Consider the following 16,231-nt stretch of genomic DNA (forward strand, 5'->3'; position numbering starts at 1 on the left):
CAAACACACGGATTTGGGCTGTCCGGACATAAGCAAATATTAACCTTGCACGGCGCACAATCTGGCAACAACAACTGCGAATCGGCGGTGTATGGATCTGACAGCATCGCAACGGCTAGGCCGATGGGCGCTCTTCGCGCCGGACAATAAGCGCGTCGAACGACCGCATTGGCTGGTGCTGTTCGCCATTTTCGTGCTGGCGGTCCTCATCAGCGTGGCGTCCGCGCATTTTTATAATGACTTGCTTTTCCGCCCTGTTCTGGGTGTGACCGTAGCCGGGTTGCTGCTGCTTGACCGGCGCAATGCGATCCGTTTCCTGTTTACCACCACCGTGGTTGCGCTCGTCAGCTATCCTTTTGTCGGCGCGCCGCAGCCCAAAGCCACCATCTTCCCCTTATTGTCCGTCGCTGAAGCCTGTGTTGCGGTAATATTGGCGCGCCGTTTTTGCGGTGCGCAACTGGACCTCACGCGCCCGCGCAGGCTCGCCGCCTTTTTCATATGCGCGGTTATCCCCGCAACCTTGCTGCGCGGCCTAGTCGAAAGCTTTGCGCGCACGGGCTTTGTCAACGGGTTCAGCGATAATCTCGCGACCATCTTGGCCTCGCATTTTGTGTCGATGGGCCTGCTTGTGCCGCTGCTGTTGCAAATCTTCCGCAAGCCCTCCCAGATGGTCGATCCCGACCGCTCCTTGCGCGAAGCCTTGGGCCTGTTTGCGCTGATGGTGTGCACCGCGCTCATCGTGTTCAGCCAGTCACGCCTGCCCTTATTGTTCGTCGCGCTGTTGCCGCTCATCTGGATTTCGTTCCGCACCAGCGCGGTCCAGTCGATGATAGCCGCAACCGTCCTCATCTTCATTGCGAGCATTGCGACCGCAGAAGGCTGGGGGCCGTTAAGCCTCGTTCCCGACCGCATCTTGCGGCATGGCGCGGTGGAAGAATCCATCCTCTACCGCCTCTCGATGCTCCAGTTTTTTGCAGCCTCGGCCATGGCGATTGTGTTGCCGCTCGGCGCGTTCCGCTGTGAAGAAGCGCGCTCCCAACGCCGCGCCGACCGCGAACATATGAACACGCTCGCAGCGCTTGCCAAAGTGCGCGAAGGTGAAGCCGAATTGCGCCGCGTGGCTTTTCATGACGTCGAAACCGGCCTTCCCAACCGCGTCGGCTTTGAACAGATAGTCGCCGAACGGCTGGTCCATTCGTTCAACGGCACCATCCATGTCGCCGCGCTGGAAATCGACCGCTACTCCTCGTTCCGCGCCGCGTTAGGGTCGACCCGCGCAAGCCAGTTGGTGCAACAGGTCGGCGCGCGCATTGCCGAACAAATGCCCGACACGCCGATTGCGCGCCTGTCGCCCAGCGAATTGGCGATTGCTTTTTATGCCACCGACCGCAACGCGGCGCGGGTCAAGCTTGACCTTGTGCGCGCGCTGTTTTCGGTGCCGGTATGGGTCGATGAAAATAATATCGACGTGCATTTCATCATCGGCGTGGCCGAAGGCGATGAAGCCTCCACCCTTGTCCATCAGGCCGAAGCGGCGGCGGTCCAGGCGCGCAAGCTCAACCTCGACATCGCCTTTTTTGATGCGGCGGCAGAACGGCAGGCAGCGAGCGGCCTCACCATGTTGTCGGACCTGCGCGCGGGGCTGACCAATGGCGATGTATGGCTGAGTTTCCAGCCCAAACTTGACCTGCGCAGCGGCAAAATCCACAGCGCGGAAACCTTGCTGCGCTGGAACCACCCGCTTTATGGCCCCGTAGGACCCGACCGTTTCATTCCGCTTGCGGAAGAAACCGGCTTTATCGACGCGCTCACCGACTGGGTGGTGGAACAGGCGATCAAGGGGCAGCAGGCGCTCGACGAACGCGGCGTGACGCTCAACATGGCGATCAATATTTCCGCGCGCAGCCTGTGCGATGCGCAATTCCTGTCGCGGCTGATGCGGGTGGTCGACCGCTGCGGCGGCGACCCGCGCCGACTGACGCTTGAAGTCACCGAAACCGCGATCATGGTTCATTCGCGCGAGGCACTCGCCAATTTGCGCACCCTGCGCGACCGCGGCTTTGCGATCTCGATTGACGATTTCGGTATCGGCCAAAGCTCGCTCGCCTATCTGCGCAACCTACCCGCTGACGAGCTTAAAATCGACCAGTCCTTCATCTGCGACATTGCCGCCGACCAGCGCAATTCCATCTTGGTGCGCGCGACAGTGGACCTTGCCCACTCGCTCGGCCTGCGCGTAGTTGCGGAAGGGGTCGAAGATGAAGCGGCGCTCGGCATCCTCACCCGTTTCGGCTGTGACATTGCGCAAGGCCATCATGTCGCACGGCCAATGGCGATTGCCGCGCTCGTCAAAATGCTCGCGCGCACCAGTCTGCGCATTGTCCGTTAAGGCGGGCGTTAGGCCGAGCGTTAGGGCAGGCGTTAAGACCGCAACGCTTTTTCCAGCACGACAAATTCCAGCGCGCGGGTTTTGGGCAGACCGAAACGCGCATCATCGAGCGGAAAGGGCCGTGCTTCGCCGGTCAGCGCATAGCCGCGCCGCTCATAATAAGCGATCAGCTCGGTGCGCTGGCGGATGACCGTCATTTCCATGACATAAGCGCCGAAATCCGCAGCGCACGCCGCTTCAATCGCGGCGATCAGGCGGCGGCCAAGCCCTTGCGTCTGGAGCGCCGGATCGACGGTAAGAAGCCCCAGATAGGCGCTCCCGGCACCCACGCGGCTTCCCTGCACACAGCCGGTAAGCGTGCCGCTTTCCTCTTCGGCCACCAGCAACATCACCTCCGGATTGGCGAGCAAGGCCGCGAGCGCGTCCGCATCGGTGCGCTGTCCGCCAAGCAAGTCCGCCTCATGCGTCCACCCCCGCTTGGCACTCTCCCCCCGATAGGCACTTTCGACCAGCGCATGAAGCGCAGGGATGTCGGCAGGCGTTGCGGGGCGGATGCGGGTCATGGGGGTAATGTGGCCGGTGTGGTTGGCGGGTGGAGAGGCAGGTTAGCGGTCGGTATGATAGACAGGGTTGGCATCACTATAACCGCTAGTCCTGAGCGTGTCGAAGGACGCCCCTCAGTATGGCGCCCACCTTACCCCCGCCCTTCGACACGCTCAGGGCTAGCGGTTTGGGGTGCGGGATAAGCCGTCATTATAGCAAATGGACCATAAACCGGATTGCCCTTTCCCGTTCGTCCTGAGTAGGTCCGCAAGGACCGTATCGAAGGACAGGATGCGCGCGGATCGTCTTGCAATACACCCACGCCTCCTAGACCGAGCGGAGAGCGGCAAGCGCCCCCACCCCTCACATAATCCCCGCATAGCTTTCATCCGCGAGGTCGGAAAAGCGCGTGATATTGGCTTCGAACTTCAATTCGACCGTCCCCGTGGAACCGTGGCGCTGTTTGGCGACAATCACCTCGGCGCGGTTGGCGACGGGGGCGAGTTCTTCCAATTCCCAGCGTTTATGCGCGTCGAACACTTCCTGTGCGTCGGTGTCGCGCGGGCGTTTGGGTTCGCGGCCCAGCACATAATATTCTTCGCGGAACACGAACAATACGATGTCGGCGTCCTGCTCGATAGAGCCGGATTCGCGAAGGTCGGACAGTTGCGGGTGCTTGTCATCGCGCTGCTCGACCGCACGGCTGAGCTGCGACAGCGCCAGCACCGGCACGTTCAATTCCTTGGCGAGCGTTTTCAGCCCGCGCGAAATTTCCGAAATTTCCTGCACGCGATTATCGCCCCCCTTGCCCGACCCTTGGAGCAGTTGGAGGTAATCGACGATGATGAGGCCGATGCCGTGCCGCCGCTGCAACCGCCGCGCGCGGGTGCGCAGGCCCGCAATAGTGAGGCCCGGCGTATCGTCAATATAAAGCGGCAAGGTCTGCAAATCCTGCGACGCGCGTGACAGATTTTGAAACTCTTCGCGGTTAATCTTACCCATGCGCAGCGCGTGGGCGCTGATGCCCGATTGTTCGACCATGATACGGGTGGCGAGCTGATCCGCCGACATTTCGAGGCTGAAAAAAGCGGTCTTTGCGCCCATATTTTTTTCAGGGACAATGCCGTCCTCCTCATCGCGCCGCCAGCGTTGTGCGGCGTTGAACGCGATATTGGTGGCAAGCGCGGTCTTGCCCATGCCGGGACGTCCGGCAAGGATCAGAAGGTCGCTTTTCTGCAAGCCCCCGGTCTTGCCGTTGAGCGCGGTAAGCCCCGTGGTCACGCCCGAAAAATGCCCGCCCGATTGCAACGCGCGCTCGGCATTTTTGATAACTTCCAGTGCGGCTTGGCTAAAGCTTTTGACCGACCCCATTTCGGATTCGCCGCCCGCCACCTTGTAGAGCGCGGTTTCCGCCTCTTCGATCTGGCTCTTGGGGTCGACGCTCTCGCTCGTGTCCATCGCGCGGTCGACAAGCCCGCGCCCGACGCCGATCAACTCGCGCAGCAGCGCCAGATCATAAATTTGCGCGGCCATATCCTTGGCCCCGATGAGGCCCGCCCCGCTCCCCGTCAGTTGCGCGAGATAGGCCGGGCCACCAAGCGCCTTCATCGCCTCGTCCGCTTCGAAGAACGGCTTCAACGTCACCGGCGTCACCACCATATTGCGGTCGAGCAGCGTCAATATCTGCTGATAGACACGGCCATGCACGGGTTCGAAAAAATGATCCGGCTCCAGCCGCACGGGCAAATCTTCATTGACCCGGTTGTCGATCAGAATCGCCCCCAGAAACGCGGCTTCCGCCTCGACATTGCGCGGCAACTGGACTTGCTCGTCGGTGGCAGGGGCTTGGGCGGTGGGCAGGCGGACGATGTCGATCATGACTAAAACCCTTCGGCCAACCCCGCGCCAAGTGCAAGAGCCGAGGCGGCTTATCCACGACATATTGCGCCCTGTGGATAAATGCCAAGCTCCTCCCCGAGCTTGTCTCGGGCCTAAACCTTAAGCTCCTCCCCGAGCTTGTCTCGGGCCAAGAGCCCTAAGTTCCTCCCCGAGCTTGTCTCGGGGAGGTGGCGCGCGCGTAGCGCGTGACGGAGGGGTTATGCGCGCCAACGGCGCGCGCGATTGCTAAGGCAATCGCTTTACCCCTCCACCATTCGCCTACGGCGAACGGTCCCCCTCCCCGAGCAAGCTCGGGGAGGAACTTTTGCGATAAGGCCCAAACAAGCCCGAGGAGGACCTTTTAGGCTGGGCCGCCTTTCCCCAAACCAATTCCCCTTGCTTCCCCGCCGCTTCATCGGCAACAAGGCGGCATCATGGCCGATCCCCGCATCATAGATGTCCAGTTGGACGAAGCGACGATCATCTGGCGCAATGCCGATGTCGAGCAGGAACGGCGCATTGCGATTTTCGACCTGATTGAAGGCAATGTCTTCAAGCCCCTGCGCGTCCATCCCGATGGCTATGCGGGGCCGTATAAGCTGGCCTTGCGCGTCGAGGAGGGGCGGCTGGCGCTCGATATGGCGCGCGAGGATGGCACCCCGCTCGAATCGGTAATTTTGGGCCTTGGCCGGTTCCGCCGCCCGATCCGCGATTATTTCGCGATTTGCGACAGCTATTATCAAGCCATCCGCCAATCGACCGCGCAGCAGATCGAAACCGTCGATATGGCCCGCCGCGCCATCCATAATGAAGCCGCCGATATGCTGATCGAACGGCTTGAGGGCAAGATCGAGGTCGATTTCGACACCGCGCGGCGCTTGTTCACGCTCATCTGCGTGCTGCACATCAAGGGATAGCTGGGCATGGCGGGGGGAACGGCCGGAAAAACAGCAGGCGGACGAGGCTGGCCCGTGTGGCGCGGGCTGGTGCTACTCATGATAATCTTGCTCGGCGGTGCCTTTATATTGCGCACCATCCATGACTGGCGGCCCGACCGCGCCGATTATCCGGTGCAAGGCGTTGCCATTGGCGCGCGCAACGGGCTGGTCCATTTCGGGCAATTGCGTGCAGGCGGCGCGGATTTTGTCTATCTGGACGCAACCTATGGCAGCAAGCGGCGCGACCTGCGTTTTGTCGAAAATCGCAACCGCACCCGCGCGCTCAAAATGCGGTTCGGCGCGATCCACCATTATGATTTGTGCGCGCTCGCCAGCGATCAGGCGGGCAATTTTGACGGGCTGGTGCCGCGCGATGCCGACGCGCTCCCGCCCGCCATCGCGATAGCCTATCGCGACGGTTGCACCGACCATCCGACGCAGGCGATGCTGGAAGGCGAACTCACCACTTTCCTCAATCAGGTCGAAACCCATATGGGGCGCAAGGCCATACTGATGCCCTCGCCCGCTATTGCCGGGGATTATAGCTTCACCGCGCTCGACCGCCCGCTGGTGCTGACCGGCAATTATTTCCCGCCCGAAGAGGGCAGCGTGTGGCGTATGTGGCTCGCAAATAATCGCGCGCGGATCGACGGGGCGGATGGTAATGTGCGCTGGATTGTGATTAATCCGCGCACATGAGCAAGGATATAACCCCGGCAGTCCTAATCGCCCACGCGCGCACCGCCGCTCGCAACGCCCATGCGCCCTATTCGGGCTATGGCGTAGGGGCCGCGCTGTTGCTCGCTGATGGCAGCGTAATCACCGGCGCGAATTTTGAAAATGCAAGCTATGGCCTCACCCTATGCGCCGAAACCGTAGCGCTCGGCACCGCCAATGCAGCGGGCAAATTGCGCGAAGTGCGCGCGATCGGCATTATCGGTGGATTGAAAGGCACGGACGGAGAGATTGGTGGCAATGACACCTGCCACCCGTGCGGCCGCTGCCGCCAGATCATCAACGAAGCCGCAGAACTGACCGGCATAGACCTCCCCGTCCATTGCGGGTCGGGCGATGGCACACAGATTGCCAGCTATACTATCTCCGAACTGTTGCCACATAGTTTCGGGCCGAAGGATTTGGGGTTGGTGTGAGGGGATGAAGCGCGGGTGGGCAATTGGATTGTTGAGCGGCGGCATGCTTATTGTCACCGCCATCGCCGCTTTCCTTTACGCACCGCATTGGCACCCGTCCGATACCAGTTATCCCGCGCAAGGCTTGGACATATCGCACCATCAAGGCGTGATAGACTGGGACAAAGTAGCGGCCACAAGCGAGGTTGATTTCGTCTTTATGAAAGCGACCGAAGGCGGCGACCATGTCGATAGCCGTTTCGCCATCAACTGGGCGGAAGCCAAACGCGTCGGCATCCCGCGTGGCGCTTATCATTTCTTCACCCTATGCCGACCCGGCAAAGAACAAGCCGCCAATTTTGTGAAAATTGTGCCCGCTGATCCTGCCGCATTGCCGCCAGTGGTTGACCTTGAATATCTGGGCAATTGTTCGAGCCGGCCGAAACTGGAAAATTTCCAGCAGGAATTGCACGATTTTCTATCCATCGTTGAGGCGCATAGCGGCAAGCCTGCCATCCTCTATCTCACGCGTGAATTTGATGAAGCATATGCGGTGAGCGCCAAAAATGACCGCCCGCTCTGGCTACGTAGCATTATCATCAAACCCAGCTTTGGAGCGCGCAATTGGTCCATTTGGCAAATGTCGCAATTCCGGTCCATCGACGGGATTGAAGGCCGCGTTGACTGGAACGCCGCGAGCCTTGACTTTGCTCGCACCCTCCCGCCAAGGATCACCCCATGAGCATACTTTCCGACATATGGATTCGCGAGGCCGCGACCACCCAAAAGATGATTGAGCCTTTTGTGGAGAGCCAGCGGCGCGAAAATTGTATCAGCTATGGCCTGTCCTCTTACGGTTATGACGCGCGGGTGGCGGACGAGTTCAAGATTTTCACCAATGTCGATAGCGCGGTGGTGGACCCCAAGGATTTCGCGTCGAACAGCTTTGTCGATCGCAAGACCGATGTCTGCATCATCCCGCCGAACAGCTTTGCGCTGGCCCGAACGGTCGAATATTTCCGCATCCCGCGCGATGTGCTGGTCATTTGCTTGGGCAAGTCCACCTATGCGCGCTGCGGCATCATCGTCAATGTGACCCCGCTGGAGCCGGGTTGGGAGGGCCATGTGACATTGGAATTTTCCAACACCACGCCTTTGCCTGCCAAAATTTACGCCAATGAAGGCGCGTGCCAGTTCCTGTTCTTGAAAGGCAATGAGCCGTGCGAGACCAGCTATGCCGACCGCGCAGGCAAATATATGGGCCAGCGCGGGGTGACGTTACCGAAGTTGTGATGGGCCGGAGTATAATGGGCCGGAATTATGATGTCGGAATTGTGAATGTTCGCATGAGGCGCGCGCCTGAAAAACAAACTTACGTCATCCCCGACTTGATCGGGGATCCATCTCCCGAATGTGCGGTTTACCGATAGGTCCGCAGATAGATACCCGCTTTCGCAGGTATGACGACATGGGGATAGGTCTGTCAGACCACCATGCCGGACCACCATGCCGGAACCCATGACACTCCCGAAGCGTTGCCTTCGCACAGCTTATAACGGGAGAAGGATGTCATCATGAGCAGTATCGCCGCTTTATTCGGTCGTATTTTTCTGGCCGCGCTTTTCATTTTGCAGGGCGCGGGCAAGCTCATGTACCAAAATGCCTATAATCAAAGCTATGCCAATAACCCCTATCTGGACTGGATGGCCGCACCCGGCACGATGGCGGTGCCGCTGGGGATTTTCGAGCTGGTTATCGGTATCCTCATCTTGCTGGGCTTTATGACCCGCGCAACCGCGCTGGTGGCGGCGATTTATGCGGTGTTGACGGCGGTTTACCTTCACCTCGCCAATGTGGCCGAGCCTATTCACCAGCAATTATTGCTGATGTGGCTTGCTATTGCGGGCGGGCTTTTGATGTTGTTTGCTTATGGCAATACGCGCGGCAGCCTTGACCGTCTGCGCCGCAAACAGGATGATACGGTGGTGGTCGAGCGCGATCATTATATCGAACGCGACCCCGCGACCGGCGAGCGCGTCCATGTCGATACGCAAAGCGAAACCCACCACGTCAAACATTGAGCGGCGGCGTTACGCGGAATGAGGTGACGTTACGTTTCTTTACGCACACGCCGTCACCGCCTCTTTTTACCCCTTTTGACGGGCGGTCTGCTCTTGTGCTGCCCCCGTCAAAAGCCTAGATAGCGCGCAAATGTTAGGACGTCTTTTCCGCAAAACTGTCGCCCCGCCGCCGCGCCCTTTGCCCGCCATACCGGCAGGCGAGCGGGTTTATGCGATTGGCGATGTGCATGGCAATCTGGACCTGCTGCGTGACCTTGTCATGCAGATTGATGCCGACAATGCCGCGCGCCCGATCAAGCGCACCACGATCATCTTTCTGGGCGATCTGGTCGACCGCGGCCCCGATAGCGCGGGCGTGGTCGATGCCGCGCTGGCGCTGGCCAATGCAGAAGAAGGCGGCCCCGCCGTGCGCTTCCTCAAGGGCAATCATGAAGAAGTATTCCAGCGCGCGGCAAGCGGTGACGACAAGGCGTTGCGCCACTTCATCCGCATGGGCGGACGCGAAACCATATTGAGCTACCCCATCGCGCAACACGAATATGACGGGCTGACCATCGAGGAACTGGCGCAGCGGATGCTCACGCTCATCCCGCGCGCGCATGTCGATTTCATTGCCGATTTCGAAGATTGCATCGTTATCGGCGATTATGCTTTCGTCCATGCGGGCATCAAGCCGGGCGTGCCGGTCGCGGATCAGAAGAAAGCGGATTTACGCTGGATCCGTGAAGGCTTCATCAACGATAATAGCCCGCATGACAAAATGATCGTCCACGGCCATACTATTTTTGATGATGTCGATGAACAGCCCAACCGCATCGGCGTCGATACCGGCGCTTATCGCACCGGCAAATTATCCGCGCTCGGCCTTGAAGGCACCGACCGCTGGGTATTGCAAGCAACCGAAGAAGCGCATCCCGAACGCGCACATGAAGGATGGGCCGGATGAGCAATCTTGATGCGGTGGTCGCGCTCGACCAGGACGAGCGCGGGCTGTTCCACGCGCATATTGGCGATGAATGGATGCAGGGGCGCACCGCATATGGCGGCATTTCCGCAGCGATTGCCTTGCAGGCGGCGCTCGATGCCGAACCCGGCCCGCAGCCGCTCAAATGCGCGCAAATCAGCTTTGTCGGGCCGGTGTCGGGCGACTGCACGGTCGAAACCAATCTGGTGCGGGAAAGTAAATCCAGCCGCTTTATCACCTGTGAAGTCACGTCCGAAGCCGGGTTCGGCACCCATGCGCTGTTCACCTTCACTGGCGCGCGTGACAGCCATGTCGACCATGTGCGGATGCCGATGCCCGATGTGCCGCCGCCCGAAGCGCTGGAGCCAATCCCCGACCATCCCGCACGGCCCAATTTCACACGGCAATTCGATATGCGCCCCGTCACCGGTCCTGCTATCGACTTCGGACAGGAAAAGGCTGAATTGCTCGTCTGGGTGCGGTTTATCGACGAACCGCAATGCGATCCTGCGGTCGCGCTGCTCGCGCTCGGCGATGCGCTCCCGCCCGCCGCGATTGCGCTCTTCACCAAGCTCGGCCCGATCAGCTCGATGAACTGGACCGTCCATATGCTCACCGCCAAGCCCGAAACCCGCGACGGCTGGTGGCTGCTCCATAGCCATAGCCGCTATGTCAGCGGCGGGTTCAGCGCGCAGGAAATGATGCTGTGGAACCGCGACGGCGACCCCATCGCCAGCGGCGGCCAAGGCGTCGGCGTGTTTGTTTGACCGGACCCTAAAAGCCCCTCCCCTGAACTAAAAGCCCCTCCCTGAAGAGGAGGAGCGAAAATATATTCTTCATCCCGTCCGCTAATCCCATCCGCTCTTGTTCCGGCGAGGATTATTCGGGACTTACCCCAACACCACCTGCGCGACGAGGCCGCCGTCGGGGGCGTTGTAGAGGCTGAGCTTGCCGCCCTGTTGCGTCACTATCGTCTTGGCAATGGCAAGGCCGAGACCTGCGCCGCCGGTTTCGCGGCTGCGGGATTCTTCGGCGCGGGCAAAGGGTTCGAGCATTTCGGGGATGCGGTCGGGCGGGATGCCGGGGCCGTCATCGGCCACGCGGATGACCGCGCGCCCGCCTTCATCGCTCAAACTGACCCGCGCGCGCGTGCCATAGTTGAGCGCATTGTCGATAAGATTGCGCAGCACGCGCCGCATCGGCACCGGATGGAGCGAGCGCACAATATGCGCGGGCATTTCGCCCAGCATCACATCCGCGCCGACGTCGCGATAATCTTCGACCACCGCCGACAGGAGCGCGCCCACATCGGTGGCGACCATCGCTTCTTTTTCCTGTCCCGACCGTGCAAGCGCAAGAATATCGTCGAGCATCACCGCCATTTCATCCATCGTGCCAGTCATTTTCGCGCGCAAAGCATCATTATCGACCGATTCGACCCGTACCCTGAGCGACGCCAGCGGGGTGCGCAGATCATGGCCGAGCGCGCCGAGCATCCGGTCCTTTTCGCCAAGCATCCCGAAAATACGCGCGCGCATCATGTTGAATGCGCGGGTGAGGTCGCTCACATCCGCCGGGCCGCTTTCGGGAATGGGGTCCACCGCCTCGCCCACATCGGTGCTGCGCGCGGCGACCGTCAGCGCATTCAAAGGCCGCGACACCCGCCAGCCGATCCACGCAATCGGCGCGAGCAGCATCAGATAGAGGAGCAAAGTCTGGCCGATAAGCAGTCCCGACAGCATCGGGTCGGTCTTGGCGGCGGGCAGGATGATATTGATCCAGCGGCCATCTTCCAACTGCGCCGACACCAGCACCGTATTATAATGGACGCGCCCGCGCCCGTCATCGAACAAAGCGCTGCGCCGCGCATTGGGACCGGATAGTCCGGCTTTGGCGAGCGCCCGCCTTGCGGTGGCGGCATCCTCGCGCTCCTCGCGCTCTTTTTCATCCTTGATCTTGCGCATTAGCGGCAAGGGCTGGAGATGCGGCGGACCGGTGAGTTCGCTCGCGCGCACCGTTTTGATATTGGCATTGGCTTCGGCGAGCAGCGTGCGCAGTTGCGCGGCAGCGCGCTCATGCTCGATCATCGCATCGGTCACAATCGGCTGGTCGGACACATCGACGAGAATACGCGGCGTGCGGCCGGAGCGCCGGGCGGCCACGGGGGTTTGCCCGACCGAAATACGGTCCGATACTTCGACGATGCGGTTGGCGACGGGAATGGCAATGCGCATGATCCGCTGTTCGCCCTGTTCGCGCGCCAGCATATAAAAGCTCACCGCCTGCGCAACGAACAGCGCAATGGCGGTCGCGAACACCAATTGGCCGACCAGACTGCGCGGCAGCAGACGCGAAAACAGGGAGGGAGGGGCCTCTTGGTTCATCGGGCGCGCGCTTAATCCATGATCCGCTTGACGTCACTCGCCAGCGTATAGCCGCCGCCCCACACCGTGCGCACCAGCGTCGGATTTTTGGGGTCGGGTTCGATCTTGCGGCGCAGGCGTGACACTTGATTGTCAATCGCGCGGTCAAACGCTTCGGCCTCGCGTCCCTGTGTCATGTCGAGCAGCCGGTCGCGGCTCAGCACCTGATTGGGGTGGCGCACCAGCGCGAGCAGCAACTGATATTCGCCGGTCGAAAGCGGCACGGTCACGCCATCCTTGCCGACCAGCGCGCGCTCGGTGGTTTTCAGCACCCAGTCACCAAAGGCAAAGCTTTCACCATCCTCGCCATTGACGCGCTCGCCCGCAAGCGCGGTGCGGCGCAGCACCGCCTTGATGCGCGCAACCAGCTCGCGCGGGTTGAAGGGCTTGCCCAGATAATCGTCCGCGCCCATTTCAAGGCCGACAATCCGTTCGGTATCTTCGGTCCGCGCAGTCAATAAAATCACCGGCAAATCGCCGCGCTCGCGGATATGGCGGGTCAGCGCCAGCCCGTCCTCGCCCGGCATCATGATGTCGCAAATCACAAGGTCGAAATTATTCGCCGCCAGCAAGGTGCGCGCCGCATCGGCGGAAGCCGCATCTTTCACCCGGAAACCATGCCCTTCCAGATATTCAGACAAAGGTTCGCGGATCGAGCGTTCGTCATCGACAATGAGGATATGGGGGAGGCTATGGGGGAGGATACGGGGCAGATTATGGTCGGGCATCGGGTTGCACATCATCCTTCAAGCCCGCGCGGGCGGGACCAGCTTAGTCTTACGCGACAGATATGAAAAGAGCCGGGCCAGAGGGGAGAGAGATGCGGCCCGGCTCTTCCTTTTTGTTCAGCATCCAAAGGTACGGTTTCCCTCAAAGGGAGCATGGATACCGAACCGACAGCAGCCCGTTTGGATCAGGTCGCGCTGCTGTTTTCCATAAAATCCTTATGGTGTGTCGGGTTGCGGGGTTTGCGGTTGCGCGGCTTTGGGAGAGGCTGCCCGCTTGGCATCGCGCGCCGCCTTCATGGTCGCGTGGTGCGCGTCCATTTCGGCCTTGGTCACATTGCCATCCTTATTGCTGTCCATCGCATCGAAGAGCGCAAGATAGGCGGTGCGATATTCGTCCGCGTTGATCGCCTTGTCGCCATTGCTGTCGGCCGCGCCCATGCCAAAGCCGCCCCCGAAACCGCCACCACGATGACCGCCGCGACGGCCACCCATGCGGGGGCCACGCTCGCCGTCACCGCGCCCGGCGCGTTCACCACGATCGGCGCGGTCAGCACGCGGTGCGCCAAATTCTTCCTTGGAGACAGCGCCATCATCATTGGCGTCCATACGGTCGAACGCACGGTCCTTAAACTGTTCACGGCGCGCCTTCCGGTCGGCATTGTCAACCTTGCCGTCCTTGTTCACATCCATTTTCTGGAAGTTGGTGGCCGCCGCCGCCGTTGCTTCGGCGCGGCTGATCGTGCCATCCTTATTGGTGTCGGCCATCATCATCATGCCGCCGCCCCGCTGTCCGCGCGGCGCCTTGGGCGCATCGCCCGCAGCGGTTTGCGCGACAGCCACGCCGCCCAGCGCAAGCGAGGCAATCGCTGCGGCACCAAGCCAGAAACTATTCTTCATCGTCATTACCGTCACTATCCTCACAAAAACCGCTTCACGGTCCTCACAAAAATCACGGGTGACGGACGCAAGATACGCACCAGTACCGTCACCCGCCAAGGCGGGAACAAAGGGGGGTTCCCTGAGGATGCCCTTATCGGGCCTGTCTGTGCCGGAACTTTGTCAAAATCATTGTAAAATTGTCGCAAAATGTATCAGAAATGCGCCATATTTTAGCGCAAATCCGTTACGGAAAAGCCATGTCGTGATAAGGAGCGGCGTAGATTCAAACGCTTGCCATGCTGACACCGGTGACCGGTTTAGCTGGCGCGGCCGGGGTCGGTTAACGGCTCTTTGGGCGGTGCGGGGAGAATTGCCTGCGCATCGGGTTCGCGCTCCAGCATCCGGTGGATTTCAGGCGGCCAACTGCCCCGGTGGAGCTGGCGGATTTCGTCGAAATTGGCAATGTCGGCCTGCGTGCGGCGCTGGTTGAAGCGGATATAGTCGGTCCAGCTTGGCACCTTATACCGCTCGATCCATAAATCCGGGTCGCCAAGGTCGCGCAGCAGCGCCCATTGCCGCGCCCCGTCGCGTGTGCGGATGCGCCGCCGCTCGCGCATCGCGGCAAGGAAAGCCATCGTGTCGGCATCGGCAATGCGGTAATGGATGGCGATCACAATCGGCCCGCTGCGCGGCTGGATCGGCACCAGCGTATCGGGCGTATGCCACATATCGGCGGGGTCAAGGTCGAGGCCCGCTTCATAGCGGATCGGAAAACGCAGCCCCGCCACAATGCCCAGCAGCATGATGCCGGACACGGTATAAAGCGCGAGCGGGATGCCGAAATGCTGCGCGATGCTGCCCGCCATCCACGCGCCCGCTGCCATCGCGCCGAACGTCCCCATCTGGTAGAGCGAAAGCGCGCGCCCGACGACCCAGCGCGGTGCCGCCATCTGCACCGACACATTAAAGGTCGATAGCGCCGCGACCCAGCCTGCGCCCGCCAGAAACAGGCCCGCCATCGTCATCGGCATATTGCGGCTGAGGCCCACCAAAGCCGCGCCTGCCGCAACCAAGGCCATCGCCACGCGGATCTTGGTTTCGGGTGGATATTGCGCTCGCAATTTCGAGGTTACATAAGCGCCCAGCACCGCGCCGATGCCGAACAGGCCGGACAATATGCCAAAGGTCAGCGCCCCGCCGCCCACCAGATTGCGCGCGATCAGCGGGAGGAGCGAGGGGATGCCGCTCGCCGCCAGCCCGAACAAGGCCGCGCGCGCAATCACCATCTGGATACGCGGCGAAGCGGCAACATAGCGTAAGCCCGCGCCCATCGCCGCGCCGATACGTTCACGCGGCAAGGCTTGCGCCGCGACCGGCCTTTCCCAGCGCCACAACACGCCGAGCAACGGAATATAGGAAAGCGCATTGACCGCAAAAGCGGCGGGCGCTCCGGCCAGCGCAACAATCGCGCCGCCAAGGGCAGGTCCGGCACTGCGCGCAATATTGAACCCCATCGAATTCATCGCAACCGCGGCGGGCAATGTCGGGCGCGGCACCATATCACCGACCAAGGCTTGCCATGAGGGCGAATTCATCGCGGTGCCGCAGCCGATCAGAAAGGTGAATAACAGCAGCGATACCGGCGTCAGATAATCGCCGAACGCGGCGAGCGAGAGCGCCACCGATACGACCAGCATGAAGCATTGCGCGCCGATCATGATGCGGCGGCGGTCGAGATTATCGGCAATCGCGCCCGCAAAAAGCGACAGAACCATGATCGGCAAGGTCGCCGATGCCTGCACCAAAGCCACTTGCGTTGCGGTGCCGCCCAGCGACACCATCAACCAGGCCGCGCCTACCCCCTGGATCAGCCCGCCAAAATTGGAGGCCATGCTGGCCATCCATACATTGCGGAAAATGGGGTAGGAAAAAGGCGGCGCAGGCTCGTCCTCCAGCATCGCCGGACGGCGCTCGGCAAGGTCAACCATGGACTGGACCGGCCTTCACCCGCATCGAAAATCTTTCTTTGTCTGTGCTGCTTATTCTTGTCAGGGCCGGGTTTGACGCCGCCATGACAAAAGCAGCACCGCCGCAAACCAACCCTCCCCCAGCCAACGCCCGTCCCCCCTTTTGGCTCCAAAGCCGCGCACAGATGGAAAACGGGAGTGATAATCGCAGGCGATAATGCACCATAAAGGATATTCTCCCCTAATCTTCCCCGCGTCACTTTGACATAGTTTTGCTACAATATTGCGAATGATTATCATAATCGTTGACT

At 60.9% G+C, this 16,231-nt stretch carries 15 protein-coding genes; 9 read left to right on the forward strand and 6 right to left on the reverse strand.

Annotated elements, in window-relative coordinates; genetic code table 11:
* The first annotated feature begins 91 nt into the window (after nucleotides 1–91).
* Nucleotides 92–2,389 carry a putative bifunctional diguanylate cyclase/phosphodiesterase gene (locus tag DMP17_RS08640; RefSeq protein WP_337828665.1) on the forward strand — a complete coding sequence of 766 codons (2,298 nt, stop codon included), beginning with the start codon at nucleotides 92–94 and terminating at the stop codon, nucleotides 2,387–2,389.
* Nucleotides 2,390–2,421: 32 nt separating this feature from the next.
* On the opposite strand, the gene DMP17_RS08645 is transcribed toward DMP17_RS08640, so the two are convergent.
* Entirely contained in the window at nucleotides 2,422–2,952 is a 531-nt protein-coding gene (locus DMP17_RS08645; RefSeq protein ID WP_337828666.1) for a GNAT family N-acetyltransferase, read from the reverse strand.
* A 343-nt stretch (nucleotides 2,953–3,295) separates the two neighbouring features.
* A complete protein-coding gene (locus DMP17_RS08650) occupies nucleotides 3,296–4,810 on the reverse strand; it encodes a replicative DNA helicase (protein ID WP_337828667.1) in 1,515 nt (504 codons plus the stop codon).
* A 434-nt stretch (nucleotides 4,811–5,244) separates the two neighbouring features.
* On the opposite strand from DMP17_RS08650, the gene DMP17_RS08655 reads away from it, so the two are divergent.
* From DMP17_RS08655 to DMP17_RS08690, 8 genes are all read left to right on the forward strand, one after another.
* A complete protein-coding gene (locus DMP17_RS08655; protein ID WP_337828668.1) occupies nucleotides 5,245–5,727 on the forward strand; it encodes a UPF0262 family protein in 483 nt (160 codons plus the stop codon).
* 78 nt (nucleotides 5,728–5,805) lie between these two features.
* Nucleotides 5,806–6,447, forward strand: coding sequence for a GH25 family lysozyme (locus tag DMP17_RS08660; protein WP_337828669.1), 642 nt, complete (start codon nucleotides 5,806–5,808; stop codon nucleotides 6,445–6,447).
* The gene (locus tag DMP17_RS08665; RefSeq protein WP_337828670.1) at nucleotides 6,444–6,899 is read left to right on the forward strand and encodes a cytidine deaminase; all 456 of its coding nucleotides are present in this window, start codon (nucleotides 6,444–6,446) and stop codon (nucleotides 6,897–6,899) included. Before DMP17_RS08660 ends, DMP17_RS08665 begins: the two co-directional genes overlap by 4 nt.
* Nucleotides 6,900–6,903: 4 nt before the next feature.
* Nucleotides 6,904–7,620 carry a GH25 family lysozyme gene (locus tag DMP17_RS08670; RefSeq protein ID WP_337828671.1) on the forward strand — a complete coding sequence of 239 codons (717 nt, stop codon included), beginning with the start codon at nucleotides 6,904–6,906 and terminating at the stop codon, nucleotides 7,618–7,620.
* On the forward strand, nucleotides 7,617–8,171 hold the full coding sequence (gene dcd / locus DMP17_RS08675) for a dCTP deaminase (RefSeq protein ID WP_337828672.1): 555 nt from the start codon (nucleotides 7,617–7,619) through the stop codon (nucleotides 8,169–8,171). The genes DMP17_RS08670 and dcd overlap by 4 nt, the downstream gene beginning before the upstream one ends.
* A 281-nt stretch (nucleotides 8,172–8,452) precedes the next feature.
* Nucleotides 8,453–8,959, forward strand: a complete 507-nt coding sequence (locus DMP17_RS08680; protein ID WP_337828673.1) for a DoxX family protein — start codon at nucleotides 8,453–8,455, stop codon at nucleotides 8,957–8,959.
* Between the two features lie 130 nt (nucleotides 8,960–9,089).
* Nucleotides 9,090–9,905, forward strand: coding sequence for a metallophosphoesterase (locus tag DMP17_RS08685; protein ID WP_337828674.1), 816 nt, complete (start codon nucleotides 9,090–9,092; stop codon nucleotides 9,903–9,905).
* Nucleotides 9,902–10,690, forward strand: a complete 789-nt coding sequence (locus tag DMP17_RS08690; protein WP_337828675.1) for an acyl-CoA thioesterase — start codon at nucleotides 9,902–9,904, stop codon at nucleotides 10,688–10,690. The genes DMP17_RS08685 and DMP17_RS08690 overlap by 4 nt, the downstream gene beginning before the upstream one ends.
* A gap of 123 nt (nucleotides 10,691–10,813) precedes the next feature.
* Here the strand turns inward: DMP17_RS08690 and DMP17_RS08695 are convergent, their stop codons facing one another.
* The 4 genes from DMP17_RS08695 to DMP17_RS08710 form a co-directional block, all read right to left on the reverse strand.
* Entirely contained in the window at nucleotides 10,814–12,307 is a 1,494-nt protein-coding gene (locus DMP17_RS08695; RefSeq protein ID WP_337828676.1) for an ATP-binding protein, read from the reverse strand.
* A gap of 11 nt (nucleotides 12,308–12,318) precedes the next feature.
* Nucleotides 12,319–13,074: a response regulator gene (locus DMP17_RS08700; RefSeq protein WP_337828677.1), complete on the reverse strand. Its 756-nt coding sequence runs from the start codon at nucleotides 13,072–13,074 to the stop codon at nucleotides 12,319–12,321.
* Nucleotides 13,075–13,290: 216 nt separating this feature from the next.
* Nucleotides 13,291–14,070: an EF-hand domain-containing protein gene (locus DMP17_RS08705; protein ID WP_337828678.1), complete on the reverse strand. Its 780-nt coding sequence runs from the start codon at nucleotides 14,068–14,070 to the stop codon at nucleotides 13,291–13,293.
* 200 nt (nucleotides 14,071–14,270) lie between these two features.
* Nucleotides 14,271–15,941 (reverse strand): MFS transporter, encoded by a 1,671-nt coding sequence (locus tag DMP17_RS08710; RefSeq protein ID WP_337828679.1) that lies wholly within the window; start codon nucleotides 15,939–15,941, stop codon nucleotides 14,271–14,273.
* Nucleotides 15,942–16,231: the final 290 nt, after the last annotated feature.

It is taken from the genome of Pseudonocardia sp. TMWB2A, from assembly GCF_017312135.1.

Bases quoted from the DNA above. Each gene is read 5' to 3' on its own strand.
- DMP17_RS08640 (WP_337828665.1), top strand. From the start codon at position 92: ATGGATCTGACAGCATCGCAACGGCTAGGCCGATGGGCGCTCTTCGCG.
- DMP17_RS08700 (WP_337828677.1), bottom strand. From the start codon at position 13,074: ATGCCCGACCATAATCTGCCCCGTATCCTCCCCCATAGCCTCCCCCAT.
- DMP17_RS08685 (WP_337828674.1), top strand. From the start codon at position 9,090: ATGTTAGGACGTCTTTTCCGCAAAACTGTCGCCCCGCCGCCGCGCCCT.
- DMP17_RS08660 (WP_337828669.1), top strand. From the start codon at position 5,806: ATGATAATCTTGCTCGGCGGTGCCTTTATATTGCGCACCATCCATGAC.
- DMP17_RS08690 (WP_337828675.1), top strand. From the start codon at position 9,902: ATGAGCAATCTTGATGCGGTGGTCGCGCTCGACCAGGACGAGCGCGGG.
- DMP17_RS08665 (WP_337828670.1), top strand. From the start codon at position 6,444: ATGAGCAAGGATATAACCCCGGCAGTCCTAATCGCCCACGCGCGCACC.
- DMP17_RS08680 (WP_337828673.1), top strand. From the start codon at position 8,453: ATGAGCAGTATCGCCGCTTTATTCGGTCGTATTTTTCTGGCCGCGCTT.
- dcd (WP_337828672.1), top strand. From the start codon at position 7,617: ATGAGCATACTTTCCGACATATGGATTCGCGAGGCCGCGACCACCCAA.
- DMP17_RS08645 (WP_337828666.1), bottom strand. From the start codon at position 2,952: ATGACCCGCATCCGCCCCGCAACGCCTGCCGACATCCCTGCGCTTCAT.
- DMP17_RS08670 (WP_337828671.1), top strand. From the start codon at position 6,904: ATGAAGCGCGGGTGGGCAATTGGATTGTTGAGCGGCGGCATGCTTATT.
- DMP17_RS08655 (WP_337828668.1), top strand. From the start codon at position 5,245: ATGGCCGATCCCCGCATCATAGATGTCCAGTTGGACGAAGCGACGATC.
- DMP17_RS08650 (WP_337828667.1), bottom strand. From the start codon at position 4,810: ATGATCGACATCGTCCGCCTGCCCACCGCCCAAGCCCCTGCCACCGAC.
- DMP17_RS08695 (WP_337828676.1), bottom strand. From the start codon at position 12,307: ATGAACCAAGAGGCCCCTCCCTCCCTGTTTTCGCGTCTGCTGCCGCGC.
- DMP17_RS08710 (WP_337828679.1), bottom strand. From the start codon at position 15,941: ATGGTTGACCTTGCCGAGCGCCGTCCGGCGATGCTGGAGGACGAGCCT.